General features: G+C 68.9%; 21 protein-coding genes. 17 read left to right on the top strand and 4 right to left on the bottom strand.

Going from position 1 to position 25,331, the window contains the following annotated elements; translation table 11 throughout:
- Positions 1–71 precede the first annotated feature (71 nt).
- The 6 genes from ilvD (at position 72) to RKE25_RS00240 (ending at position 9,355) form a co-directional block, all read left to right on the top strand.
- A complete protein-coding gene (gene ilvD, locus RKE25_RS00215) occupies positions 72–1,790 on the top strand; it encodes a dihydroxy-acid dehydratase (protein WP_311840267.1) in 1,719 nt (572 codons plus the stop codon).
- Positions 1,787–2,806 (top strand): ketol-acid reductoisomerase, encoded by a 1,020-nt coding sequence (ilvC, locus tag RKE25_RS00220; RefSeq protein ID WP_311840268.1) that lies wholly within the window; start codon positions 1,787–1,789, stop codon positions 2,804–2,806. The genes ilvD and ilvC overlap by 4 nt, the downstream gene beginning before the upstream one ends.
- A gap of 135 nt (positions 2,807–2,941) precedes the next feature.
- Positions 2,942–4,744: a biosynthetic-type acetolactate synthase large subunit gene (gene ilvB / locus RKE25_RS00225; protein WP_311842460.1), complete on the top strand. Its 1,803-nt coding sequence runs from the start codon at positions 2,942–2,944 to the stop codon at positions 4,742–4,744.
- 8 nt (positions 4,745–4,752) lie between these two features.
- Complete coding sequence (gene ilvN, locus RKE25_RS00230) at positions 4,753–5,004, top strand: acetolactate synthase small subunit (RefSeq protein WP_311840269.1); 252 nt, start codon at positions 4,753–4,755, stop codon at positions 5,002–5,004.
- Entirely contained in the window at positions 5,001–6,575 is a 1,575-nt protein-coding gene (gene ilvA / locus RKE25_RS00235; RefSeq protein WP_311840270.1) for a threonine ammonia-lyase, biosynthetic, read from the top strand. Before ilvN ends, ilvA begins: the two co-directional genes overlap by 4 nt.
- A gap of 317 nt (positions 6,576–6,892) precedes the next feature.
- The gene (locus RKE25_RS00240) at positions 6,893–9,355 is read left to right on the top strand and encodes a TonB-dependent receptor (protein WP_311840271.1); all 2,463 of its coding nucleotides are present in this window, start codon (positions 6,893–6,895) and stop codon (positions 9,353–9,355) included.
- A gap of 47 nt (positions 9,356–9,402) precedes the next feature.
- Here RKE25_RS00240 and RKE25_RS00245 read toward each other — a convergent pair whose 3' ends face one another.
- Positions 9,403–9,759, bottom strand: coding sequence for a hypothetical protein (locus RKE25_RS00245; protein WP_311840272.1), 357 nt, complete (start codon positions 9,757–9,759; stop codon positions 9,403–9,405).
- A 117-nt stretch (positions 9,760–9,876) separates the two neighbouring features.
- On the opposite strand from RKE25_RS00245, the gene ubiA reads away from it, so the two are divergent.
- Positions 9,877–10,887, top strand: a complete 1,011-nt coding sequence (ubiA, locus tag RKE25_RS00250; protein WP_311840273.1) for a 4-hydroxybenzoate octaprenyltransferase — start codon at positions 9,877–9,879, stop codon at positions 10,885–10,887.
- On the opposite strand, the gene RKE25_RS00255 is transcribed toward ubiA, so the two are convergent.
- Positions 10,880–11,509, bottom strand: coding sequence for a TetR/AcrR family transcriptional regulator (locus RKE25_RS00255; protein ID WP_311840274.1), 630 nt, complete (start codon positions 11,507–11,509; stop codon positions 10,880–10,882). The genes ubiA and RKE25_RS00255 overlap by 8 nt on opposite strands.
- Positions 11,510–11,611: 102 nt before the next feature.
- On the opposite strand from RKE25_RS00255, the gene RKE25_RS00260 reads away from it, so the two are divergent.
- The 5 genes from RKE25_RS00260 (at position 11,612) to RKE25_RS00280 (ending at position 19,552) form a co-directional block, all read left to right on the top strand.
- Positions 11,612–12,352: a 3-oxoacyl-ACP reductase family protein gene (locus RKE25_RS00260; RefSeq protein ID WP_311840275.1), complete on the top strand. Its 741-nt coding sequence runs from the start codon at positions 11,612–11,614 to the stop codon at positions 12,350–12,352.
- Complete coding sequence (locus tag RKE25_RS00265) at positions 12,345–13,925, top strand: MFS transporter (RefSeq protein ID WP_311840276.1); 1,581 nt, start codon at positions 12,345–12,347, stop codon at positions 13,923–13,925. The genes RKE25_RS00260 and RKE25_RS00265 overlap by 8 nt, the downstream gene beginning before the upstream one ends.
- Before the next feature lie 386 nt (positions 13,926–14,311).
- The gene (locus RKE25_RS00270; protein ID WP_311840277.1) at positions 14,312–16,816 is read left to right on the top strand and encodes a TonB-dependent receptor; all 2,505 of its coding nucleotides are present in this window, start codon (positions 14,312–14,314) and stop codon (positions 16,814–16,816) included.
- Positions 16,817–16,868: 52 nt separating this feature from the next.
- On the top strand, positions 16,869–18,017 hold the full coding sequence (locus RKE25_RS00275; protein WP_311840278.1) for a phosphatidylinositol-specific phospholipase C1-like protein: 1,149 nt from the start codon (positions 16,869–16,871) through the stop codon (positions 18,015–18,017).
- Positions 18,014–19,552, top strand: a complete 1,539-nt coding sequence (locus RKE25_RS00280) for a CehA/McbA family metallohydrolase (protein WP_311840279.1) — start codon at positions 18,014–18,016, stop codon at positions 19,550–19,552. The genes RKE25_RS00275 and RKE25_RS00280 overlap by 4 nt, the downstream gene beginning before the upstream one ends.
- Here the strand turns inward: RKE25_RS00280 and RKE25_RS00285 are convergent.
- Entirely contained in the window at positions 19,549–20,265 is a 717-nt protein-coding gene (locus RKE25_RS00285) for a ComF family protein (RefSeq protein ID WP_311842461.1), read from the bottom strand. The genes RKE25_RS00280 and RKE25_RS00285 overlap by 4 nt on opposite strands.
- Positions 20,266–20,281: 16 nt before the next feature.
- The gene (locus tag RKE25_RS00290) at positions 20,282–20,488 is read right to left on the bottom strand and encodes a hypothetical protein (RefSeq protein WP_311840280.1); all 207 of its coding nucleotides are present in this window, start codon (positions 20,486–20,488) and stop codon (positions 20,282–20,284) included.
- A gap of 140 nt (positions 20,489–20,628) precedes the next feature.
- Between RKE25_RS00290 and bioB the strand changes: the two genes are divergently transcribed.
- Genes bioB through bioC form a run of 5 tightly spaced genes read left to right on the top strand, consistent with a single transcriptional unit; the run spans position 20,629 to position 25,324 of the window.
- Positions 20,629–21,690 (top strand): biotin synthase BioB, encoded by a 1,062-nt coding sequence (gene bioB / locus RKE25_RS00295; RefSeq protein WP_311840281.1) that lies wholly within the window; start codon positions 20,629–20,631, stop codon positions 21,688–21,690.
- Positions 21,691–21,713: 23 nt separating this feature from the next.
- Positions 21,714–22,907: an 8-amino-7-oxononanoate synthase gene (gene bioF, locus RKE25_RS00300; RefSeq protein WP_311840282.1), complete on the top strand. Its 1,194-nt coding sequence runs from the start codon at positions 21,714–21,716 to the stop codon at positions 22,905–22,907.
- A 25-nt stretch (positions 22,908–22,932) separates the two neighbouring features.
- The gene (locus RKE25_RS00305) at positions 22,933–23,679 is read left to right on the top strand and encodes a sulfurtransferase (RefSeq protein ID WP_311840283.1); all 747 of its coding nucleotides are present in this window, start codon (positions 22,933–22,935) and stop codon (positions 23,677–23,679) included.
- Positions 23,676–24,446, top strand: coding sequence for a pimeloyl-ACP methyl ester esterase BioH (bioH, locus tag RKE25_RS00310; protein ID WP_311840284.1), 771 nt, complete (start codon positions 23,676–23,678; stop codon positions 24,444–24,446). The genes RKE25_RS00305 and bioH overlap by 4 nt, the downstream gene beginning before the upstream one ends.
- Positions 24,443–25,324: a malonyl-ACP O-methyltransferase BioC gene (gene bioC, locus RKE25_RS00315; RefSeq protein WP_311840285.1), complete on the top strand. Its 882-nt coding sequence runs from the start codon at positions 24,443–24,445 to the stop codon at positions 25,322–25,324. Before bioH ends, bioC begins: the two co-directional genes overlap by 4 nt.
- Positions 25,325–25,331 lie beyond the last annotated feature (7 nt).

Raw genomic sequence — 25,331 nt, forward strand, 5'->3', positions numbered from 1 at the left:
CACTCCCCGCGCCCTGTCCCGCGTGCCCCTGCGCGCAGGGGGAGCACCTTCTTTCGCCATCGAGAGTTTCAATGCGCAGTGACCTCATCAAGACCGGCGCCGACCGCGCCCCCGCGCGCGCCATGCTGCGCGCCACCGGCCTGGACGACGGCGCCATCGCCAAGCCGCTGGTCGCCGTGGTGCATACCTGGTCCAACGTCAGCCCCTGCAACCTCAACCTGCGCGAGCTGGCCGAGCACGTGGCCGAAGGCATCCGCGCCGCCGGCGGCACGCCGGTCGAGTTCAACACCATCGCCGTCACCGACGGCATCGCCATGGGCACGCCGGGCATGCGCGCCTCGCTGATCAGCCGCGAGGTGATCACCGATTCGATCGAACTGGCGGTGGACGGCCACTGCCTCGACGCCATGGTGGTGCTGTGCGGCTGCGACAAGACCATCCCCGCCGCCGCGATGGCGATGGCGCGGCTGGACATCCCGGCGGTGGCGCTCTACGGCGGCACCATCGCGCACGGCACGCACGACAACCATCCGATCACCATCCAGCAGGTGTTCGAAGCGGTGGGCGCGCACGGCGCGGGCAAGATCGACGACGCCGAGCTGACCGCGGTCGAGCGCGACGCCTGCCCGGGCGCGGGCGCCTGCGGCGGCCAGTTCACCGCCAACACCATGGCCATGGTGCTGACCACGCTGGGCCTGTCGCCGATGGGCTTCAACGACATCCCCGCCACGCATCCGGCCAAGGCCGCCGCTGCGCGCCGCTGCGGCGAGCTGGTGATGGACTGCCTGCGCGAGCAGCGCAAGCCGCGCGCGCTGATCAACCGCACCTCGCTGCGCAATGCCGCGCGCATGGTCGCCGCCACCGCCGGCTCCACCAACGCGGTGCTGCACCTGCTGGCGATCGCGCGCGAAGCCGGCGCGCCGTGGACGCTGGAGGATTTCGAACCCGCATCCAAGCACACGCCGGTGATCGCCGACCTGCTGCCGGGCGGGCGCTATACCGCGGTCGAGATGTTCGGCGCCGGCGGCAGCGCACGTGTAGCGCAGGAACTGATCGCCGCCGGCATGCTGGAGGACGTGCCCACGGTCACCGGCCGCAGCCTGTTCGCCGAGGCCGCGGCGGCGCCGCGCGCGGAGTCGCAGGACGTCATCCTGCCGGTGAGCCAGCCGCTCAAGCCGCGCGGTGGCTATTCCATCCTGTACGGCAACCTCGCGCCCGAGGGCTGCATTCTCAAACTCGCCGGCAAAGGCGCCACGCATTTCGAAGGCACCGCGCGCGTGTTCGAAAGCGAGGAAGAGGCTTTCGCCGCCGTGCAGCAGGGCCGCATCGCCAAGGGCGACGTCATCGTGATCCGCAACGAAGGCCCCGCCGGCGGCCCGGGCATGCGCGAGATGCTCGGCGTCACCGCCGCGCTGATCGGCCGTGGCCTGGGCGACGACGTGGCGCTGATCACCGATGGCCGCTTCTCCGGCGCGACGCACGGCTTCATGGTCGGCCACATGGCGCCCGAAGCGGTGCGCGGCGGCCCGATCGCGCTGCTGCGCGATGGCGACCGCATCCGCATCGATGCGGGCCTGCGCGAGATCGAGACCGATGCCGACCTGGCCGAGCGCCGCAAGCACTGGACGCCACCGGCGCCCAAGGTCACCCACGGCGCGCTGGCCAAGTACGCGCGCCTGGTCGGCTCCGCCTCGGATGGCGCGACCACCAACGCCGGTCTCGCGCCGGCCGCTTCAGACACCACCCCACGACACGTTCACGTCACCGCTACCGAAGGAGTCACCGCATGAGCAGCACCACCTCCAACCCGACGCTGGCCAATGCCCGCATCGCCGTGCTCGGCTACGGCAGCCAGGGCCGCGCGCACGCCCTCAACCTGCGCGACTCCGGCCTGGACGTCGTGGTCGGCCTGCGCAAGGGCGGCCCCTCGTGGGAGAAGGCCCGCGCCGAAGGTTTCAACGTGGCCGAACCGGGCGAAGCCGTGCGCGGCGCCGACCTGGTCGCCGTGCTGACGCCCGACATGGTGCAGCCGACGCTGTACAAGGAAGCGATCGAGCCGAACATCAAGCCCGGCGCCGCCTTGCTGTTCGCGCACGGCTTCAACGTGCACTTCAAGCAGATCGAGCCGCGCAAGGACATCGACGTGATCCTGGTGGCGCCGAAGGGCCCGGGTGCGCTGGTGCGCCGCGAGTATGAGATCGGCCGTGGCGTGCCCAGCATCTGGGCCATCCATCAGGACGTCACCGGCCAGGCCGAAGCGAAGGCCAAGGCCTATGCCGACGGCATCGGCGGCGGCCGCGCGCTGCTGATCAAGACCGACTTCAAGGAAGAGACCGAGACCGATCTGTTCGGCGAGCAGGCCGTGCTGTGCGGCGGCGCCAGCTCGCTGGTGCAGGCCGGCTTCGAGACGCTGGTGGAAGCCGGCTACCAGCCGGAGATCGCCTACTACGAAGTGCTGCACGAGCTGAAGCTGATCGTGGACCTGTTCTACGAAGGCGGCATCGCGCGCATGCTGGAGTTCGTCTCCGAGACCGCGCAGTACGGCGACTACGTGAGCGGCCCGCGCGTGATCGACGCCGGCACCAAGGAACGCATGAAGGACGTGCTGAAGGACATCCAGGACGGCACCTTCGCCCGCAACTGGATCGCCGAGTACCAGGCCGGCCTGCCGAACTACAAGCGCTTCAAGCAGGCGGACCTGGAACATCCGATCGAGCAGGTCGGCGCCAAGCTGCGCGCGCGCATGTCCTGGCTGCAGGCCGGCGCGGCCAAGGCCGCCGCCGAACCGCTGAAGAAAGCCGGCTGATCCACCCGCCCCTCGCCCTGACCGGCGAGGGGCTCTCATTTTCAAGCGAGGAACCGCGACACCATGAACGCCCTCTTGCCGGACATCGCCGCCGTCACGGCCGACGACGCCACCCATCCCCTCAATGCGCTGCGCATGAGCGGCGCGGAGGTGGTGGTGCAGGTACTCGCCGACGAGGGCGTGGACGTGCTGTTCGGCTATTCGGGCGGCGCCATCCTGCCGGTGTACGACGCGGTGTTCCGCTACAACGCCACCCATATCGGCCCCAATGGCGGCGAACCCATGCCGCTGATCGTGCCGGCCAACGAACAGGGCGCCGGCTTCATGGCCGCCGGTTACGCGCGCGCCTCGGGCAAGGTCGGCGTGGCCATCGTCACGTCCGGCCCGGGCGCCACCAACATGGTCACCCCGGTACGCGATTCGATGGCCGACTCGGTGCCGATGGTGGTGATCTGCGGCCAGGTGCCGACCACCGCGATCGGCTCCGATGCGTTCCAGGAAGCGCCGATCAGCAACATCATGAGCGCCTGCGCCAAGCACGTGTTCTTGGTCACCGACGCCGAGAAGCTGGAAGCGACCCTGCGCACGGCCTTCGAGATCGCCCGCAGCGGCCGGCCCGGCCCGGTAGTCGTGGACATCCCCAAGGACGTACAGAACACGCCGCTGCCGTTCCGTGGCGAAGGCCTGCTGCCGATGCCGGGCTACCGCGCACGCTTGCAGCGCCTGGAGCAGTCTTCGCTGGACGACGCCTCGTGCGCCGCCTTCTTCGAAGCGCTGGCGCGATCGGCGCGCCCATTGATCTATGCCGGTGGCGGCGTGATCTCTTCCGGGGCCGCGGACGCGCTGCGCGCCTTCGTCACCGATTACGGCTTGCCGGTCACCACCACGCTGATGGGCCTGGGCGCCTACGACACCACCGAGCCGCTGGCCCTGCACATGCTCGGCATGCACGGTACGGCCTATGCCAATTACGCGGTGGAGGATTGCGATTTCCTGTTCGCGCTGGGCGCGCGCTTCGACGACCGCGTGGCCGGCGTGCCGGATCGTTTCGCGCCGCAGGCGAGGTTTGTCGCCCAGATCGACATCGACCCGGCCGAGATCGGCAAGGTCAAGGCCGTGGATTGGCAGCACACCGGCGACCTCGGCCGCACGCTGGAGCAACTGCGCGCCTGGGGCGAACGCCACGGCTGGCGCGCAAAGCTGGCGGGCCGCTACGCGCCATGGCACGAGCACGTGGCGGCGCTGAAGCGCGACCACGCTTTGAATTACGACCGCGAAAGTCCGCTGATCCAGCCCTATGCGGTGATCGAGGAAATCAACCGCCACACCCACGGCCGCGCGGTGATCAGCACCGGCGTCGGCCAGCACCAGATGTGGGCGGCGCAGTATTTCGACTTTCGCGAACCGCGGCATTGGCTGAGTTCCGGTTCCATGGGCACGATGGGCTTCGGCCTGCCCGCGGCGATCGGCGCGCAGTTCGCACGACGCGACGCGGTGGTGATCGACATCGATGGCGACGCCAGCATCCGCATGAACCTGGGCGAGCTGGAAACCGTCACCACCTACGGCCTGCCGGTGAAGGTCGTGGTGCTCAACAACATCGGCGACGGCATGGTGCGGCAGTGGCAGAAGCTGTTCTTCCGCGGGCGCTTCGCCTCTTCCGACAAGAGCCTGCACCGCAAGGACTTCATCAAGGCCGCGCAGGCCGACGGCTTCGAGTGGGCGCGACGGTTGGAACGCAAGGAAGAGTTGGCATCGACCATCGCCGACTTCCTGGCCCATCCCGGCCCGGCTTTCCTGGAAGTGATGATCGACCCCGACGCGGGCGTTTACCCGATGGTGGGGCCCGGCGCCACCTACGCGCAGATGATCACCGGCGACCACATCGCCTCGCGCCAGGCCGTGAAGGCCGACGGCGCCGCCAGCGACATGTTCTGAGAAACGATATGAAACACACGCTTTCCATCCTGTTGCAGAACGAAGCCGGCGCCCTGGTGCGCGTGGCCGGGCTGTTTTCCGCGCGCGGCTTCAACATCGACTCGCTCACCGTCGCGGCCACGCAGGACCCGGCCGTGTCGCGCCTGACCCTGGTCATGCAGGGTGCGGACAGCGCGGTGGACCAGCTCATCAAGCAGACCCGCAAGCTGGTTGACGTGATCGAAGTGAGCCAAGCCGCCGGCGCGGAAGCGCTGCCGTGAATGCGGTAGCCGCCGGCCGGCCCGTCACCCGCGACGGCGACGAAGGCTGGGAACGCGACCTGCTGCGCCGCACGCTCGGCGCGCGCGTCTACGACGTGGCACGCGAAAGTCCGCTCGAACCTGCGCCGCTGCTGTCGGCCAAGCTCGGCCAGCGCGTGCTGTTCAAGCGCGAGGACCAGCAGCCGGTGTTCTCGTTCAAGCTGCGCGGCGCCTACAACAAGATGGTGGCACTGGATGCCGCGCAACGCGCGCGCGGCGTGATCGCCGCCTCTGCGGGCAACCACGCGCAGGGCGTGGCCCTGGCCGCCGCGAAGCTCGGCCTGCGCGCCACCATCGTGATGCCGGTGACCGCGCCGCAGGTGAAGATCGATGCGGTGCGGCGGCTCGGCGGCGCCTGGGTCGAGGTGGTGCTGGCCGGCGATTCGTACAGCGACGCCCAGGCCGAGGCGGCGCGCCTGCAGGAGACGCACGGCTACACCTTCGTGCATCCATTCGACGACCCGGCGGTGATCGCGGGCCAGGCCACGGTAGGCATGGAAATCCTGCGCCAGCACCCCGGACCGCTGCACGCGATCTTCGTGCCGGTGGGCGGCGGCGGCCTGCTCGCCGGCGTGGCCGCGTACGTCAAGGCGCTGCGGCCCGAGGTGAAGGTGATCGGCGTGCAGACGGTCGACTCGGATGCGATGGCGCGTTCGCTGGAAGCAGGCGAGCGCGTGACGCTCGACGAAGTGGGCCTGTTCGCCGACGGCACGGCGGTGAAGCGCGTGGGCGCGGAGACCTTCGCGCTCTGCCGGCGCCACGTCGACGCCATGGTGCGGGTGGATACAGATGCCATCTGCGCGGCGATTCGCGACGTGTTCCAGGACACGCGCTGCGTGCCCGAGCCCTCAGGCGCGCTGGCTGTCGCGGGCCTGAAGCAGTACGCGGCGGCGCACGGACTGCGCGACGAAACGCTGGTCGCCATCGTGTCCGGCGCGAATCTCAATTTCGATCGCCTGCGCTTCGTCGCCGAGCGCGCCGAGGTGGGCGAACAGCGCGAGGCCGTGTTCGCGGTGACCATCCCAGAGGAACGCGGCAGCTTCCGGCGTTTCTGCGCCGCGCTGGGCCAGCGCGCGATCACCGAGTTCAACTACCGCATCGGCGACGCCGCCAGCGCGCACATCTTCGTCGGCATCCAGATCCGCAGCCGCGACGAGCGCGAGGCCCTCACCGCTTCCTTCGCCGCGGAAGGCTTCGGCGTATTGGACCTCACCGATGACGAACTGGCCAAGCTGCACCTGCGGCACATGATCGGCGGCCGCTCGCCGCTGGCCCGCGACGAGCTGTTGTACCGCTTCGAGTTCCCGGAACGCCCCGGCGCGCTGACCCGCTTCCTGGGCCAGCTGCATCCGGACTGGAACATCAGCCTGTTCCACTACCGCAACCACGGCGCCGACTACGGCCGTATCCTGGTCGGCATCCAGGTGCCGCAGCACGAGCGTGCGCTGTTCGAGACCTTCCTGGCGACGCTGGGCTATCCGCACTGGAACGAGAGCGCGAACGCGGCATACCGCCTTCTGCTCGGCAACTGACGCCGGCCTTGCGCGCAAGCTCCATGTGCACGCGCACAATTGCGTAAGCGCGAACGCACTTCGTCGCGATCGCGTGAAGCATGTCATCGCAGGCGTTGTCTCGCGCCGCGCATTTGATGATCGCGTTCGCGCTTTGGCGATGTTCGCGCTTGACACGATTTTTTTCGCAGAGCAGCTTCGGGCCCGGGAGGCGATCGGCGCGTAAGCGTCGATCGGTCGTTGTTCGCACGACGAAACGGGAGTCACTCATGTCGCAACGCGATGCGTCGCGTCCGCAAGGACGCGTCTGGGGAAGTGCGCGCCGCTGGGGAATGGCCATGCTGGGGATTTCGATGTCGCTCGCCGCATCGGCGCAGGACAACCCGCCGGCCGACCAGCAGAAAGCCAAGACGCTGGAAGGCGTGCAAGTGGTCGGTTCGCGCGCCAAGGACCGCACGGCGGCCGAAACGCCGGCGCCGGTCGACGTGATCGGGCGCGAGCAATTGGAAAGCGCCGGCGTCGTCGAGGTCGGCCAGGCGCTGCAGATGCTGGAGCCGAGCTTCAACTTCTCGCGCACTTTCGTCAGCGACGGCACGGATACCATCCGCCCGGCGACGCTGCGCGGCCTCGGTCCCGACCAGGTGCTGGTGCTGGTCAACGGCAAGCGCCGGCACCAGCAGGCACTCGTCAACGTGCAGCAGACGATCGGACGCGGCTCGGCCGGCACGGACATCAACGCGATTCCCATCTCTGCGATCGAACGTATCGAGGTGCTGCGCGATGGCGCCGCCGCGCAGTACGGCTCGGATGCAATCTCCGGCGTGATCAACATCGTGCTGAAGAAGCAAGTGGGCGAGACCGACGTGTCGCTGACCGGCGGCCAGACCTACAAGGGCGATGGCTTCACCCGCCAGGGCGGCATCAACACGGGATTGCGCCTGGGCAAGGACGGCTATCTCAACCTGACCGCGGAGTATCGCCATCGCGATCCCACTAATCGCGCCGGCCCGGATATGCTGCGCGTGGACCCGCCGCGCGTCACGCAGAAGCTGGGCGACGCGGATACCAAGGACGCTTACTTCTGGCTCAACGGCGGCCTGCCGATCGCGCACGGCGAGCTGTACTGGTTCGGCGGCATCTCGCAGCGCAAGGGCGATTCATTCGGTTTCTTCCGTCCCGCCGGCGACAACCGCACGATTCCCGCGCTGTATCCGAATGGCTTCCTGCCGAACATTGCAACCAACGTGAAGGACGCGTCGCTCGCGGTCGGTTTCCGTGGGCCGCTGGGCGACAAGTGGGACTACGACGTCTCGCTCACCCACGGCCGCAGCCAGTTCGGCTTCGACGAGCGCCATTCGGCCAATGTGAGCTGGTGGTACGAGCCGCGCGATCCGGCCAATCCCGCGGCGGGCATCTACGGCGAGTCGCCGACCTCCGCGGACACCGGCACGCTGCGGCTCAACGAGACGACGTTCAACGCCGACGTGCGCGGTCCGATCGACTGGGGCATCGGCCATGACGCCCTGAACCTCGCCGCCGGTTTCGAGTGGCGCCGCGACAGCTATCAGATCCTGCCGGGCGACCCGGTGTCCTACACCTACGGCCGCAGCAACGATCGCGGCATTCCGATCTACGGCCAGACCGGCGACATCGCCCAGCCGGGCATGCAGGGTTTCCCCGGATTTTCGCCGAGCGAAGCGGTCAACCTGGGCCGCCACAACATCGCCTTTTACGTCGATGCGGAGTCGCAGGTGACGCAGCGGTTGCTGGTCGGCGCCGCCGTGCGCCACGAGCATTACTCGGACTTCGGCGGCACGACCACCGGCAAGGTGTCGCTGCGCTTCGACGCCAACGACAGTTTCGCCGTGCGCGGCACGCTCGCCACGGGCTTCCGTGCGCCGGGCGTGCAGCAGCTGTTCTACAGCCAGCGCTCGACCAACCTGGACCCCAGCGGCACGCTCACCGATACGTTGACGGCGCGGCAGAACAGCGCAGTGACGCGCGCCTTCGGCATCCAGCCGCTGAAGCAGGAGACCTCGCACAGCGGTACCGCGGGCATCGTGTACAAGCCGACCAATGACTTCACGCTGACGGTGGACGTGTTCCGGATCGACATCAAGAACCGCATCATTTTCTCCAGCAATATCGTGCCGGAGAGCATCGGCACCGACGGCAATCCCTGCGCGGCGAGCAATGCGAACTGCCCGATCCGCGCGATCCTCGCACCCTTCGGCGTCGGCCAGGTACTGTTCTTCACCAACGCGATCGATACGCGCACGAAGGGCATCGACGTGGTCGCGGAGAAAGGCTTCCGCTTCGACGATAGCTCCACGCTCGATCTCACCGCGCTGCTCAACTACAACAAGACCGACGTCACCAAGCGCAAGTCGCAGTCGGCCATCCTGCCGCCGGACAAGCTGTTCGACGATACGCAGGTCACGCTGATCGAGCAGGGCCAGCCGCGCGTCCACCATATCCTGCAGGGCATCTACCGCACGGGTCCGTGGGACTTCACCCTGCGCGGCAACTATTTCGGCCCGGTCAGCGGCGAAGGGTTCACCCCCGGCATCAAGCAGACCTGGAGCGGCAAGTGGCTGGCCGACGTGGCGATGGGCTACCGCTTCTCGCGCAACCTGAAACTGACGGTGGGCGCGGACAACGTGTTCGATACCTATCCGAACAAGTGGGATCCGAAGACCGGCGCGCCGTTCCCGCAGCTGGGCTTCACCTATGGATGGGAGACGCTGCCGTTCGGCGTCAACGGTGGCTATTACTACGCACGGCTGGACTTCAAGTTCTGACCGGGGCCGGTGGGTTTGGGGCGAGCCGCAGACGAACCCCAACCTGCCTATGCCGTGGCGTCCAGTTCGAACACGTGGTTGTCGTAGTCGCTGAAGTACAGCGCGCTGTCGCCGCGCGCCATCTGGTACTCGATGCCCAGCACGGCCAGGCGTTCGGCGCAGACGCGCAGTTCGGCCGCATCCACCGCGAAGGAAACGTGGTCGCCGTGCCGCGTGGAAGGCCCCATGCCCTTGACCAGTACGAAGCGGACACCGGCCAACTCCACGTGGGCTTCCTGGTGGTGGCTCCCGTCGCCGGGGCCCGGGTCCACGAGGCGGGCGTCGGGGAAGACGGCGGCGAACAGGCGTGCGGTCTGGTCCGGGTCGTGCACGATCAGGGCGATGTGGCTGATGGCCTTGGGCATGGCGGTTCCTCGCGGCGTCGCCAGAGTATGCGCGCGATGGCGCGAAACGGATGACAAGCCGGTTTCACGGCGCCGGTCACGCCAACCCCGGTATCGCCGCAGGCTAAACTTCGGCGCATGGCCCCATCTTCCCGCAAGCGCCAGCGGCGCGTCCCTTCCACTGGCACGGCGCGTCCGCGGCCCTCCGCTACCGCGCCGGTCCGTCCGGCGGACAGCTCCAACCGCGCGACCCGCGTGCTGGACGTGCTGTTGCAGCGGTTGCCGCCGCACTATCGCGAAAAGGCACGCGACTACCTGGTGTTGACCCGCATGGACCGGCCGATCGGCGCCCTGCTGCTGCTGTGGCCGACCTGGTGGGCGCTGTGGCTGGCGGCGGGCGACTTTCCGCCGGTCAAGCCGCTGGTGATCTTCACGCTCGGCGTCTTCGCCATGCGCGCGGCCGGCTGCGCCATCAACGACTATGCGGACCGCAAGCTGGACCCCCAGGTGGAACGCACCGCCGGCCGGCCGATCGCCGCCGGGCGGGTGACGCCGCGCGAGGCGCTGATCGTGTTCGGCGTGCTGCTGGCGTTTTCCTTCCTGCTGGTGCTGTTCACCAATGCGCTGACCATCAAGCTCTCGTTCGCCGGCGCCGCGCTGGCGGCGATCTATCCCTTTACCAAGCGCTATACCTACATGCCGCAAGTGGTGCTGGGCGCAGCATTCGGCTGGTCGATCCCAATGGCGTTCGCCGCGGTGAGCGGCCATGTGCCGCCGCTGGGCTGGTTGCTGCTGATCGCGAACATCCTGTGGTCGGTGATCTACGACACGCAGTACGCCATGGTGGATCGCGAGGACGACCTCAAGGCCGGCGCCAAGTCCACCGCCATCCTGTTCGGCGACGCGGACCTGCCGATCCTGGGCATTCTGATCGCCACCTTCCTGCTGGCCATGCTGTTCGTCGGCCAGCGGGCCCTGCTGGGCTGGCCATACTGGCTGAGCCTGGCCGGCGCTGCGGGGTTGTTCGGCTGGCAGCTGTGGCGCATCCGCACGCGCGACCGCGCAGCCTGCCTGTGGGCCTTCCGCAACAACAACTGGCTGGGCATGGTGCTGTGGGTGGGGATCGTGCTGGCGCTGGCGGTCAAGTGACGGCCGGCCGCTCCTCGCCGACGAGCCCGTCCCAGGCCTTCATCGCGCAATCGACCACCCCTGCCAGCTGCTTGCGCGACGCTCCGTCGCGCGCCTGCAGCGAAAGCCCGTTCAGTACGGTGCTATAGAAGGCCGCCACGGCGCTCACGTCGGCCGCTCCCGGCACGTCGCCCTCCGCGACACCCTGCTTGAGCCGGCGGCGGATCAGCGCCTGGGTTTCGCTCCGGCGCTCGGCGAGGTCGCGAAACACCGCCTCGTTGTCCGCCGTGCGGTGCGTCGCGCCCAGCACGACCAGGCAGCCGCGGCCGTTGCCGAAGCGCTTGGCCGCCTCGCGCAGCATGGCTTCGATCGCCGCGCGGGCGGTGATGCCGTGCCGGCCCAGTTCGTCCAGCGTGCGGGGGCCGGCAGCGTTCACGTAGAGATCGAGCGCCTCGCGGAACAGCGCTTCCTTGCAGCCGAACGCCGCGTACAGGCTCGGCGCGTTGATGCCCATGGCGGCGGTGAGGTCGCCGATCGAGGCGCCGTCGTAGCCGCGGTCCAGGAACACTTCCATCGCCTGCCGCAGCACCTGGTCGCGGTCGAATTTGCGCGGGCGTCCCCGCTCCTTCGCTGTGGTCGTCATCGGCGCACCTTTCTGTAGCGGTCAATACATAAAGTGCTTGACAGCCCGAGTCAAGACTGCTTCGATTTTATGTATCGACCACTACATAAATGGAGCACGAGCATGGGCAGTCTCGACGGCAAGGTGGCTTTGGTGACCGGCGGTTCGCGCGGCATCGGCGCGGCGGTCGTGCGGCGGCTGGCACGGGACGGCGCCACGGTGGCGTTCACCTACATCAGCTCCCCCGAGCGCGCCGAGGCGCTCGCGCGGGAGCTCGAATCCGCAGGCGGCAAGGCGCGAGCCTACCCGGCGGACAGCGCCGACCCGGCCGCGCTGCGGGCGGCGGTGGACCGCGTGGCCGCGGATTTCGGGCAGATCGACGTGCTGGTCAACAACGCCGGCATCTTCGTCGGCGGCGCGTTCGAGGACGTCTCGCTGGAGGACTACGAACGCACCATGGCTATCAATGTCCGCGCGGTCTTCGTCGCCTCGCAGGCAGCCGCGCGGCACATGGGCGAAGGCGGGCGCATCATCAGCATCGGCAGCAACCTTGCCGACCGGGTGCCTGCGCCGGGCATGACCCTGTATTCGATGAGCAAGTCGGCGCTGTCGGCCTTCACCCGAGGCCTGGCGCGGGACCTGGGCCCGCGCGGCATCACCGTGAACCTGGTGCAGCCCGGCTCGACCGACACCGACATGAATCCCGCCGACGGCGCCCATGCCGAAGAGCAGCGCGCGCGCATGGCGATCAAGCGCTACGGCGACGCGTCCAACATCGCCGGCATGGTGGCCTGGCTCGCCGGCGAGGAAGGCCGCTTCGCCAACGGGACGGCCTTTACGGTGGACGGTGGCGCCAATGCCTGACGACGCTTCTGCCAAGACACCTTCCGCCAAGACGCATCGCCAGACACATGGCAGGACACATGGCACGACCGATCGCCTGCTCGTGCTGGCGGCGGTGTGCCTGGCCGGCCTGGGCATGCCGTTGAGCTTCACCGGTCCGGCCATCGCGCTGCCGGCGATCGGCCGTTCGCTGGGTAGCGATCCGCTGCTGCTGTCATGGGCGGTGAATGCTTTCATCCTTGCATTCGGCGGCAGCGTGATGGCCGCCGGCGCGCTGGCCGACCAGTACGGGCGCAAGCGCGTGTTTGCCATCGGCATCGGGCTGTTCGCCGGCCTTTCGGTGTTGCTGGCGCTGTCGCCGAACCTGTGGTGGCTGGACGTCGCACGCGCCGCGCAGGGCGTGGCGGCAGCGCTCACCATGTCCGCGGGTGCCGCGTCGCTGGCGCAGGAGTTCGAGGGCCCGGCGCGCACGCGCGCCTATAGCCTGTTGGGCACGACGTTCGGCCTGGGCCTGGCCTTCGGCCCGCTGTTATGCGCCTGGCTGGTCGAAGCCTTCGGCTGGCGCGCAGTGTTCCTCTCTACCGCCGCGTTGGGCTCGCTGGTGTTCGTCGTTGGCGTGCCGCGCATGCGGGAGACACGCGATCCCGGCGCGCAAGGGCTCGACCTGCCTGGCAGCCTGAGCTTCACCGCGGCGCTGGTACTGCTCACCTTCGGCATCATCGAGGCGCCGCGGCCGGATAGCGGATTCGCGCCACCCCTGCTCGCCACCGCGGCCATCGCCATGCTGGCACTGTTCGTCTGGGTGGAATGGCGCGCACCGCGGCCGATGCTGGACCTGTCACTGTTCCGCAATCCGCGCTTCCTCGGCGCTCAGGCGCTGCCGCTGGCCACCGCGCTGTGCTACGTGGTGCTGCTGATCTTCCTCCCGCTGCGCTTGGTAGGCGTGGAGGGGCGCGGCGAAGTAGCCTCGGGACTGCTGATGGTGCCGCTGTCCGCGCCGATGCTTGCGGTACCGTTCCTGGGTGCGCTGCTCACGCGCTGGTTCTCGCCGGGCCTGCTCTCCGCTGTGGGCTTGGGCATCGCCAGCGTGGGCCTGCTGTGGCTGCGCGCGGTGGCCGCGCCGGGCGCCGCATGGTCCGCGCTGGCCTGGCCGCTGCTGCTGATCGGCGCCGGCGCGGGGCTGCCATGGGGACTGATGGACGATCTCGCCGTCAGCGTGGTGCCCAAGGAGCGGGCCGGCATGGCGACCGGTTTCTTCACCACCACGCGCGTGGCCGGCGAGGCCATCGCGATGGCCGCGGTGGGCGCCGTGCTCACGGCGTTGATCGAAGGCCGGTTGGCTCAGGTGCCGCACGACCAGGCTGTGGCCGCGGCCTCGAATCTCGCCACCGGCGACATGGCGCATGCCGCACGGGCCGCGCCGGCGATGGCGCACGAGGCGTTGCTGCACGGCTATGCGGTCGCGTTCGGCAGCCTGCTCGGCGGCCTCGCCGTGCTGACCGGCGCGCTGGCGCTGCTGTCGTTCGTTCTGTTGCGCCGCCCGCGTCGCGTGACCTCCGCTTCGCTCGCGCGCGAATCCTGTCCCGCCGCCTGAAAGCCGCCGGCCATGGGGGGCCCGGGACGCCGTGGCCCGCCGCCGATCCGCGGGCAGGCGTCCGGCTGCACGCCGCGTAGACATCGGTTCTGTCATCTAGGCGCCCGTCCTGGCCGCTTAGATGACAGTTTTTGGACGTCTAAACGTTTTCGTCGACGATTCGTCATCTGCGCTGCGCGTCGCTGTCACGCATGGCCCCTAGCCTGCGCTGGTTAAGAGCCTGTGTACGGATCGGAACGCAACGCAGGCAGGGACGCCGCTTGAAGCACGCCGTCGACCGTGGTCCCCACCACCGTCGACGTCCACGTTTTTGGTTCCGTCGCATGGCTCGGTATCTCACTACACCGGGCTTACCACACCGGACTCACTACACCGGAGCGACTCCCTTGCGTACCTCGATGATCAGCCGCGCCATCGGCCTTGCCCTGTTCGGCGGCCTGCTCGGCGCCCTCTCTCCCATGCTTCTCGCCCAGGACGCCGCCGCCTCCACGGACACGGGCAAGTCCGCCGCCGACAAGGCCAAGAACCTCGACGGCATCGTGGTGACCGCACGTTCCGGTGTGGAGACCCGCACCAAGGCCGAAACCAGCTATTCCATCACCACCATCGACGAGGACCGGTTGCGCATGCAGGCGCCGACCTCGGTGACCGAGGCGATGAAGTCCGTGCCGGGCTTCTGGGTCGAAGCCTCCGGCGGCGAGGCCAGCGGCAACATCCGCGCGCGCGGCATCCCGGTGGACGGCTTCGGCTCGGTCAACCTGCTCGAAGATGGCGTGCCGGTGCAGCACGATCCGGCGCTGGGCTATCTGAATGCCGACCAGGCTTTCCGCCTCGACGAGACGATCGAGCGCATCGAAGTGGTGCGCGGCGGCCCGTCGTCGGTGTTCTATTCCAACGCGCCGGCCGGCGCGATCAACTTCATTCCGCGCAAGGTGGGCGACAAGGCCGAAGGCCTGCTCAAGTTCACGGTGGGCGACTATGGCCTCACCCGCGGCGATTTCTGGGCCGGCACGCCGGTCGGCGACGGCTGGAAGCTGGGCGTGGGCGGCTTCTACCGCACCGACAGCGGCATCCGCGATCCGGGCTTCAACGCCAATGATGGCGGGCAGATCCGCCTGAACCTGTCGAAGGATTTCGAGCACGGCAGCTTCAGCGCCGACGTGAAGCACCTGGACGACAAGGTCGCGCTGTACCTGGGCATCCCGATGCGCACCCTCCCCAATGGCGACATCCGCGCGGTGCCGGGCTTCGACGGCAACTACGGCACGCTGGCCGGCCCCGAGACCGAGCACGTGTTGATGAAGATGGGCAACGGCGGCCTCTACAACTTCGACAACAGCGAAGGCACGCACGTCAAGCGCGACCAGGTGACGCTGAAGTTCGACTACGACCTGGGCGCCGGCTGGAAGCTGGCCGAGTCGCTGCGCTACGACGACACGCATACGCAGCGCAACGGCGTATTCCCCAACTCGCTGATGAGCGCGACCAAGTATCTCTCCCAGCAAAAGGTGCCCGCGGGCGCCGCCGGCCTGCAGCTGCGTTACGTGGATAACCCCAACGAGGTGTTCAACAACGCCAACCAGAACGGCAATGGCCTGGTGGTGGTGGGCGGCCTGCGTGGCGTGACCATGCCGGTGAAGGAGTTCATCAACGACACGCGCTTGCTGCGCAAGTTCGACCTCGGCGGCCAGACCCACGACGTCACCCTGGGCTATTACTACGCCCGCTTCGACCAGGACTTCAGCCGCTACTCCTCGGTGGCGCTGCTGGACGCCACCAATAATGCGCGCCTGCTCGACCTGGTGGCGGTGAACGCTGCCGGCCAGCCGGTCTCCACGCTGTCGGACCATGGCATCACGCGCTACGGCTACGAGTGGGAGAACGCCACTGGCACCTCCACCACGAATGCCGTGTATCTCTCCGACGAATGGCAGGTCACCGACGAGCTGCGCATCGACGGCGGCGTGCGCTGGGAACAGGTGAACACCCGGGGCAAGACCGAGACCAAGCAGACGGTGAACCTCGGCACGCCAGCCACCTCGTCGATCATCACCGGCACCGGGCAGTACGTGCCGTGGGACCACACCTTCAACAAACTGGGCTGGACCCTGGGCGCCAACTGGCAGTTCTCCCCACGCTCGGGCGTGTTCGCGCGCTGGACGCCGACGTTCCGCCTGCCGAACCTGAGCACCTACATCACCAACCCCACCGCCACGCCAGTGACCCAGACCATGAAGCTGGGCGAGATCGGCTACAAGTACACCGACCGCCAGCTGGACCTGTACGCCACCGCGTTCTATACGAAGTACAACAACGTCGGCTTCAGCAACTACGTTTTCAGCTCCAACGGCAACACGTCGACGGTGCAGCAGGGCTATGCGGACACCAAGACCAAGGGCCTGGAACTGGAGGGCACCTGGTATCCGGTGGACTGGTTCGACGTGCAGGTGACCGCCACCGTGCAGGACCCGCAGTACAAGGGCCTGCGCTATACCGAACTGGTGTCCGGCGCGCCGGTGCTGCGCGACTACGAGGGCAACCAGCTGATTCGCGTGCCCAAGCAGAGCTACCGCGTGGTGCCGGGCGTGAACCTGCTGGGCGGCAAGCTGCGCCTGCAGATCGCCTACGAGTACGAAGGCCAGCGCTACGTCGACACGGCCAACTCGGTGAAACTGCCGTCGTACGACGTGTGGAGCGCCAGCGCGCGCTATGACATCTCCCAGATGTGCTCGCTGTTCTTCTACGCAGACAACCTCACCAACTCGCTGGGCCTGACCGAAGGCAACCCGCGCGCGGGCGAGCTGGCCAGTGCGGATGCCGGCGCCAATACCTTCATCGCCCGTCCGATCCTGGGCCGTGCCTACCGCGCCGCCATCATGTACCGCTTCTGATCCGGCGGGGCCGGGCACGCGCCCGGCCCCTCTCTTCCGCATGACGAAGCGAATGCTCTTTCCCAGGTTGGCCGCGGCGACGTTGCTGCTAGGGGCCGGTGCCGCCGGCGCCTGCGACCTCGAACGCGCCAGTGCCGGCTGTGACCTGGAGGCGCTCGACCGGAGCCTGCGCCTGAACGATCTGCAGGCCGTGGGCACGCACAACAGCTACAAACAGGCGATGCCGCCGGCCGAACTGGCGGCGCATCGCGCGCGCGATCCGAAGGGCGCCGACGGCATCGACTATGCGCACCCGCCGCTGCCGGCGCAGCTCGACGAGGGAGCGCGCACGATCGAGCTGGACGTCTACTACGACCCGGAGGGCGGCCATTACGCGCACCCGCCGGGCGCATTGCGCAAGGGTTACGCCAACCCGCCGTGGCCGCCGGAGCAGGCGGCGCAGATGCGGCGGCCCGGCTTCAAGGTGATGCACCTGGCGGACATCGATTTCCGCAGCAGCTGCCAGACTTTCGTCGCCTGCCTGCGCCAGATCCGCGACTGGTCCACCGCGCATCCATGGCACGTGCCGATCATGATCCTGATCAACGCCAAAGACGGCGGCGGCGGGCCAGGCGCCGCCACGCCAATGCGCTTCGACGAACGCGCCTTCGATGCGCTGGACGCCGAGGTGCGCTCGGTCTTCGCGCCGGCCAGGCTGATCACGCCTGACAAGGTGCAGGGCAAGCACCACTCGTTACGCGAAGCCGTGCTTGCCGGCGCATGGCCCACCCTGGGCGCGACGCGGGGCAAGGTGTTCTTCGTGCTGGACGAAGACGCGGCCAAGATCGCGCTCTATCGGGGAAACCGCCATTCATTGGAAGGCCGCGTGATGTTCGTCAACACGGACGAGGCCTCGCCGGCCGCCGCGTACCTCACCCTCAATGATCCGGTACGCGAGCTTGATCGCATCCGCCGCGATGTCGCGGCCGGCTTCCTGGTCCGCACCCGCGCCGACGCCGACACGGCCGAAGCGCGACGCGGCGATACATCTCGACGTGACGCCGCTTTCGCCAGCGGCGCGCCATACATCTCCACCGACTACATGCACCCGGACCTGCGTTTCGGTGCCTACCGCGTCCGCCTTCCCGGTGACGCGATCGCACGCTGCAATCCGGTCCGCCGTCCCGAATGCCACTCTCCGCAAGGTTCCGCATCGCCATGAGCGCACGTTTCTTCCGTTCCCTTGCCTTCGCCCTCGCCTGCGCGCTGCTTCCACTCGCGGCCATCCATGCCGCGGATGCCGAGAAACCCGACGTGGTGCTGCACGGCGAGCTGAGCGGCAAGGACAACCAGACCTACCGTCCGCTGCCGTTCGACGTGCCGGCCGGGGTCACGCGCATCACGGTGCAGTTCGACTACACCGGCCGCGAGGAGAAGACCACCGTGGACCTCGGCCTGCTCGGTCCGGACGGTTTCCGCGGGCAGGACGGCTTCCGCGGCTGGAGCGGCGGGACCAAGAAGCTGTTCACCGTTTCAGCGACGGATGCCACGCCGTCCTACCTGCCGGGTGCGATCCGGCCGGGGCGCTGGCAGCTGCTGCTGGGCATTCCGAACATCCGCCCGGAAAGCCACGCCAACTACACCGCGAGCATCTGGTTCGGCCACGCCGGCGACCCGGCGTGGGAACCGGCCGTGCTCCATCCGCCGCTGCGCAAGGAGGCCGGCTGGTACCGCGGCGACCTGCACATGCATACGGCGCACAGCGACGGTGGCTGCAAGAGCCAGAGCGGCGCGCAGCGCGTGCCGTGCCCGCTGTTCTTCACCGTACAGGCGGCGGCGCAACGTGGGCTGGATTTCATCGCTATCACGGACCACAACACGGTGTCGCATGCCAATGCGATGCGCGAGCTGCAGCCTTATTTCGACACGCTGCTCCTGATTCCCGGCCGCGAGATCACCACGTTCACCGGCCACGCCAACCTGTTCGGCACTACCGCGCCGGTGGATTTCCGCGTGGGCAGCAAGGACGTGCCGGACTGGAACGCCCTGCTGAAGGCGATCGCACCGCTGCACGGCGTGATCTCCATCAACCACGCCATCCGCCCGAGCGGCGAGATCTGCATGGGCTGCGGCTGGACGGCCCAGCCGCCCGTCGATATGGCGCAGGTGCAGGCCGTAGAGGCAGTGAATGGCAGCGACGCGGGCACGCAGATTTCCGGCATTCCGTTCTGGGAATCGCAACTCGCGCGCGGCTACCGCCTCACCGCGATCGGCGGCAGCGACAACCACGAAGCGTTCCAGAACGAAGCGCGCATCGGCACCAATCCGACCGGCGTGCCGGCGACGGTGGTTTACGCGCAAGAGTTGTCGATGCCGGCGGTCCTCGATGGCATCCGCGCGGGCCATGTATTCATCGACACCGAGGGCAGCCGCGACCGCGTGCTGGAGCTGAGCGGTGAGGCCGGTGGGGCCAAGGCAATCATGGGCGACGCGTTGCGCGTGCCCGCGGGCGCAACCGCGTCGTTCGACGTCCACGTCGCCCACGCCAAGGGTGCCACGCTGGCGGTGCTGCTCGACGGCCAGCCGTTGACGCCGGCCGTCGACGCGCGGATCGAAGGGGACGACGTGCGTCGCGCGTTCGCCTGGCACAGCGACGGGAAGCCGCACTGGCTGCGCGTGGAAGTGCGCGATGCGGCAGGCAAGCCATTGCTGGTAGGCAACCCGATCTATCTCAACCCGGCGACGGGTTCACGCTAGCGCGCCGGTGCGCGCGCCAGCGCCCACACGTCCACACGTTTTGCGCCGGCCCGCCGGAGTACGCGGGTGCATTCGGCGAGCGTCGCCCCGGTGGTCATGACGTCGTCCAGCAGGACGACGTGGTTCGGCAATGCATCGGTCCGCAGGCGAAAAGCGCCGCGCACGTTGCGGCGGCGCGCGACGCGGTCCAGTTCGGTCTGCGCGGAGGTGCCGCGGATGCGCTCCAGCACGCCCTGGCGCATAGGGACGCCGAGCGCCGCGGCGAGTGGACGGGCCAGTTCCCATGCCTGGTTGTAGCCGCGGTGGCGAAGGCGGCGGCGATGCAGCGGCACGGGCACGATCAGGTCCGGACGGTCCGCGGGCGCCGGTTCGCGCTGCCATAGCTCGGCGAGTACGCGTCCGGCGGCCAGATCCGCACCGAACTTGAAGCGCGTCTCCAGCCGGTCAAGCGGCCAGCCATAGCGGAATGGCGCCCAGGCCGCGTCCCATGGCGGCGGGCGGCGCTGGCACTGGCCGCACAGGGCGGCCCCGACCGGGAGTGGCAGGGCGCAGCGTTCGCAGGCATGGCGGTTGCGCGGCATCTCGCGCGCGCAGGGCGCGCACAGGTCGGCGTCCTCGGCACCGGGCGAGCCGCACAGCAGGCAGCGCCACGGAAACAGCGCTTCGTGCAGACAGACCAGTCCGCGTCGGAAGAAACGTAGCGGCGCATCCATGCGCATGGGCGTGTCCTCAGGTCTTGGCTTTGAACATGGCCGCGTCGAGAATCGACCACAGGTGGATGATCCAGCCCAGCCATACGATCCACAGCACGCCGGCCAGCACGAACATCACGATGGCGATCAGCAGGCGGCCCTGCACGAGCTGGCCGAGTCCGGGGATGAAGAAGCTGCAGATGGCCGCGAGCACGTTGCCCGCACTGCCCTGTCCAGTGCTCATGCGATCGATGCCTCCACGAAGAGTACGGAAATGGTAGCGCAGCCGTACGCAGCCGCATCGTAAACCTCATGATCGTCTTTATAGTTGACAGGAGGCGAAGCCCTGCCAGACTGTCGCCTCCCCTGCCAGAGCCATTCCCCATGACTCAAGCTCTTCGCCACGACTGGACCCGCGACGAGGTCGCTGCGCTGTTCGCGCTGCCGTTCAACGAGCTGCTCCACCGCGCCCACACGGTGCACCGCGAGCACCACGATCCGAACGCGGTGCAGGTCTCCACCCTGCTCTCGATCAAGACCGGCGGCTGCCCCGAGGACTGCGCCTATTGCCCGCAGGCTGCGCGCTACGACACCGGCGTGCAGGCGCAGAAACTGATGAGCGTGGAGGCCGTGGTCGCGCGCGCCCAGGCCGCCAAGGAGGCCGGCGCCAGCCGCTTCTGCATGGGCGCGGCATGGCGCAGCCCGAAGGACCGCGACGTGGCCAAGGTCGCCGAGATCGTCTCGGCGGTGAAGGCGCTGGGTCTTGAGACCTGCGCCACGCTGGGCATGCTGGACGGCGACCAGGCGACGACGCTCAAGCGTGCCGGGCTGGACTACTACAACCACAACCTGGACACCGCGCCGGAGTTCTACGGCGAGATCATCCACACCCGCCAGTACCAGGACCGCCTGGACACACTCGAACACGTGCGCGCGGCCGGCCTGAAGACCTGCTGCGGCGGCATCGTCGGCATGGGCGAGACGCGCGCGCAGCGCGCCGGCCTGCTGCAGACGCTGGCCAATCTGCCGGAGCATCCGCAGTCGGTGCCGATCAACCAGCTGGTGCAGGTGGCGGGCACGCCGCTGGAGGGCACTGAGGCGCTGGATCCGTTCGAGTTCGTGCGCACGATCGCCGTGGCGCGCATCCTGATGCCGGCCTCGATGGTGCGTTTGTCGGCCGGGCGCCAGCAGATGGACGACGCCGTGCAGGCGCTGTGCTTCTTCGCGGGCGCGAATTCGATCTTCTACGGCGAGAAGCTGCTCACTACCGGCAACCCGGACGTCGAGCACGACCGCCGGCTGTTCGAACGTCTGGACCTGCATCCGCTCCAGGTGATCGAGGAAGCCGGCACGGTCCACGCCGACATCCTGGAAGACGCGCCGGCCCATGCGGCGGCGAACGCCGGCAGCTGCGGCTCCGGCTGCGGTTGCGGCATCGCGGCCTGACGATTCCGGGTCCGACCCGCGCCATGTCCCGCCCTTCGCTGATCGCGCGCCTGGCGCAGGCGACGCATGAGCGTGCGCAGGCCGGCCTGCAGCGCCGCCTGCGCACGGTCGATCACGCCGACGGGCCCTGGCTCGACCGCGGCGGGCAGCGCCTGCTGTCCTTCGCGGGTAACGATTACCTGGGCCTGGCCCAGCATCCGCTGGTGATCGCCGCCTTCAAGCGCACGGCCGACGACGAGGGCGTGGGCAGCACCGCCGCGCACCTGATCTGCGGCCACCGCGCCGAGCACGCGGCGCTGGAGGAGGCACTGGCCGAATGGACCGGGCGCGAGCGCGCCCTGCTGTTCTCCACCGGGTACATGGCCAACCTGGGTGCGATGCAGGCGCTGCTGCGCCCTGGCGACGTCTGTGTGCAGGACAAGCTCAATCACGCCTGCCTGCTCGATGGTGCGGCGCTGGCCGGCGCCGAACTGAAGCGCTACCCGCACGGCGACGTCGACGGTGCCGCGCGCCAGCTCGCCAGCCGGACGGAAGCCGGCGCCCTGCTCGCCACCGATGGCGTGTTCAGCATGGATGGCGATCTCGCGCCGCTGCGCGAACTGGCCAAGCTATGCGACCGGGAAGACGCCACGCTGATGGTCGACGACGCGCACGGACTCGGCGTGCTCGGCGAAGACGGCGCCGGCAGCCTGAGCGCGCTCGACCTGGGCCAGCGCGAGGTGCCCGTGCTGATGGCCACGCTGGGTAAGGCGCTGGGGTGCCAGGGCGCATTCGTCGCCGGCCCGGCCAGCCTCATCGAAGGCCTGGTGCAGTCGGCGCGCACCTACGTTTACACCACGGCGATGCCTCCGGCCGTCGCAGCCGCGGCGCTGGCCGCGGTGCGGGTCGCGCGGACGGAAAGCTGGCGGCGCCAGAAACTGTTCGCGCTGATCCGGCGCTTCCGCGACGGCGCGGCCGAACTCGGCCTGCCCTTGATGCCCTCGGACACCGCCATCCAGCCGCTGCTGCTGGGCGACGCCGCGCTCGCCATGGCCGCGGCCGGCGCACTGGAGGAACAGGGTTTCCTGGTCGGCGCCATCCGTCCACCCACTGTCCCGGTGGGCAAGGCGCGGCTGCGGATCACCCTGTCGGCCGCGCACGAGGAAGCGCACGTGGATCGCCTGCTGGACGCCCTGGCCGGCCTGGCGCCGGGCGGCGCTGGCGACCGGGCCGTATAATGGCGGGCTTGCCGCCGTCCCTGCCATGCCGATCGTCAATCTCTCCGCTTACAAGTTCGTCAGCCTGGAAGATCTTCCGGCGCTGCGCGAGCGCGTGCTCGAACGCTGCCTGGCGCTGTCGCTGAAGGGCACCATCCTGCTGGCGCCAGAGGGCATCAACCTGTTCCTGGCCGGCCCGCGCGAGGCGACCGACGCCTTCATGGCCTGGCTGCGCGAGGACGCGCGCTTCGCCGACCTGGCGCCGAAGGAGTCGCTGTCCGACGCTCCGCCCTTCGGCCGCATGCGCGTGCGGCTGAAGAAAGAGATCATCACCATGCGCATGCCGACGATCCGGCCCGAAGGCGGTCGCGCACCATCGGTGACACCGGCCACGCTGCGCCGCTGGCTAGCGCAGGGCCGTGACGACGAAGGCCGGGAAGTGGTGCTGCTGGACACGCGCAACGACTACGAGACCGACGTGGGGCTGTTCGAAGGCGCGGTGGACTATCGCATTCCCAGCTTCACCGCCTTCCCCGCCGCCGTCGCGGCCGACCGCCCGCGCTTCGACGGCAAGACAGTGGTGTCGTACTGCACCGGCGGCATTCGCTGCGAGAAGGCCGCGCTGCACATGCAGGATCTGGGCATCAAGCACGTGTATCAGCTGGAAGGCGGCATCCTGAAGTACTTCGAGGAAACCGACGGCGCGCACTGGCGCGGCACCTGCTTCGTGTTCGACGACCGCGGCGCGGTGGACCGTGGCCTCGCGCCGGCCTCGCCGGAGGTGGACGCGTGAGCCTCCATGTCGAGGTGCGCGGCACCGGACCGGTGCCGGTGGTGATGCTGCACGGCTGGGCCATGCACGGCGGCGTGATGGCGCCGCTGGCCGCGGCCCTGGAAGAGCGCTGCACTGTTTACGTGGTCGACCTGCCGGGCCACGGGCATTCGCGCGATTGCGGCATTCCACTGGAACCTTCCGCGTGCGCCGCGGCCATCGCCGCCGTAACGCCGCCGGCGCTGTGGCTGGGCTGGTCGCTCGGCGGGCTGATCGCGCTGACCGCGGCACTGGAGCGCCCGCATCACGCGCGCAGGCTGGCCATGGTATGCGCCACACCGAAGTTCGTGCGCGACGAAAGCTGGCCGCACGGCAGCGATGGCGCCCTGGTGCACCAGCTGGCCACCGACCTGGAAACCGATTACCACGCCACGCTGGAGCGCTTCCTCGCGCTGGAAGCGATGGGCAGCGCCGATCCGCGCGCCGAGCTGCGCCACCTGCGCGCGCTGGCCTTCGAGCGCGGCGAGCCGGATCTGCGCGTGCTGCAGGAAGGCATCCGCATCCTGGAAGACACCGACCGCCGCGCGGCGCTGCCCGACCTGGCCGTGCCCAGCGTCTGGACCGCCGGCCGGCGCGACCGGCTGGTGCACCCGCAGGCCATGCAGTGGTCTTCCACGCAGTGCGGCGGCGCGTTCGCCGAAATCGAGCGTGCCGGGCACGCGCCGTTCTTCGGCCACGCGGACGCCGTGGCGCAGGCACTGAACCCTTTGCTGGACAGCTGGCGATGAGCGACTTCCACATCGACAAGCGCCAGGTGCGCCGACATTTCGGCCGCGCCGCACGCACGTACGAGCAGCACGATGCGTTGCAGCGCGAAGTGCAGAACGTGTTGCTGGAGCGCCTGGACTTCTACCTGGAAGCGCCGGAGCGCGTGGTCGACGTCGGCGCGGGCACGGGCCGCGGCACTGCGCTGCTGAAGAAGCGCTACGGCAAGGCCCAGGTCATCGCGATGGATCTCGCGTTGCCGATGCTGCGCGCGGCGAAACAGCACGCCAGCTGGCTCAAGCCGTTCCAGCGCGTGTGCGCGGAAGCCACGGCGCTGCCGCTGCCGGACCACAGCGTGGACGTGCTGCATTCCAACCTGTGCTTCCAGTGGATCGACGACCTGCCGGCGCTGTTCGGCGAGTGCGTGCGCGTGCTCAAGCCGGGCGGACTACTGGCGTTCTCCACCTTCGGCCCGGATACGCTCAAGGAATTGCGCGCCGCCTGGGCCAGCGCCGATGGCCAGCCGCATGTAAGCCGCTTCCTGGACATGCACGACCTCGGCGACGCCATGATCGCCGCCGGACTGCGCGATCCGGTGCTGGACGTGGACCGCTACACCCTCACCTACAGCGAGCCACGGCTGCTGCTGAAGGAGCTGCAAGGCCTGGGCGCCACCAATGCCGATGCGGCGCGCGAACGCGGCCTCACCGGCAAGCGGCACTTTCGCCAGATGCTGGAGGCGTATGAAGCGATGCGCGTGGATGGCCGCATTCCGGCGACCTGGGAAGTGGTGACCGCGCATGCCTGGGGCCCCGCGCCTGGCCAGTCGCGCCGCATGAAAGGCGGCGGCGAGATCGCCAGCTTCTCGATCGACAGCTTGCGCGGTTCGCGCCGGCGCTGAGACCCGC

The sequence above is a fragment of the Dyella sp. BiH032 genome (assembly GCF_031954525.1).
In the GTDB taxonomy this organism is placed as follows: Bacteria; Pseudomonadota; Gammaproteobacteria; order Xanthomonadales; family Rhodanobacteraceae; genus Dyella_D.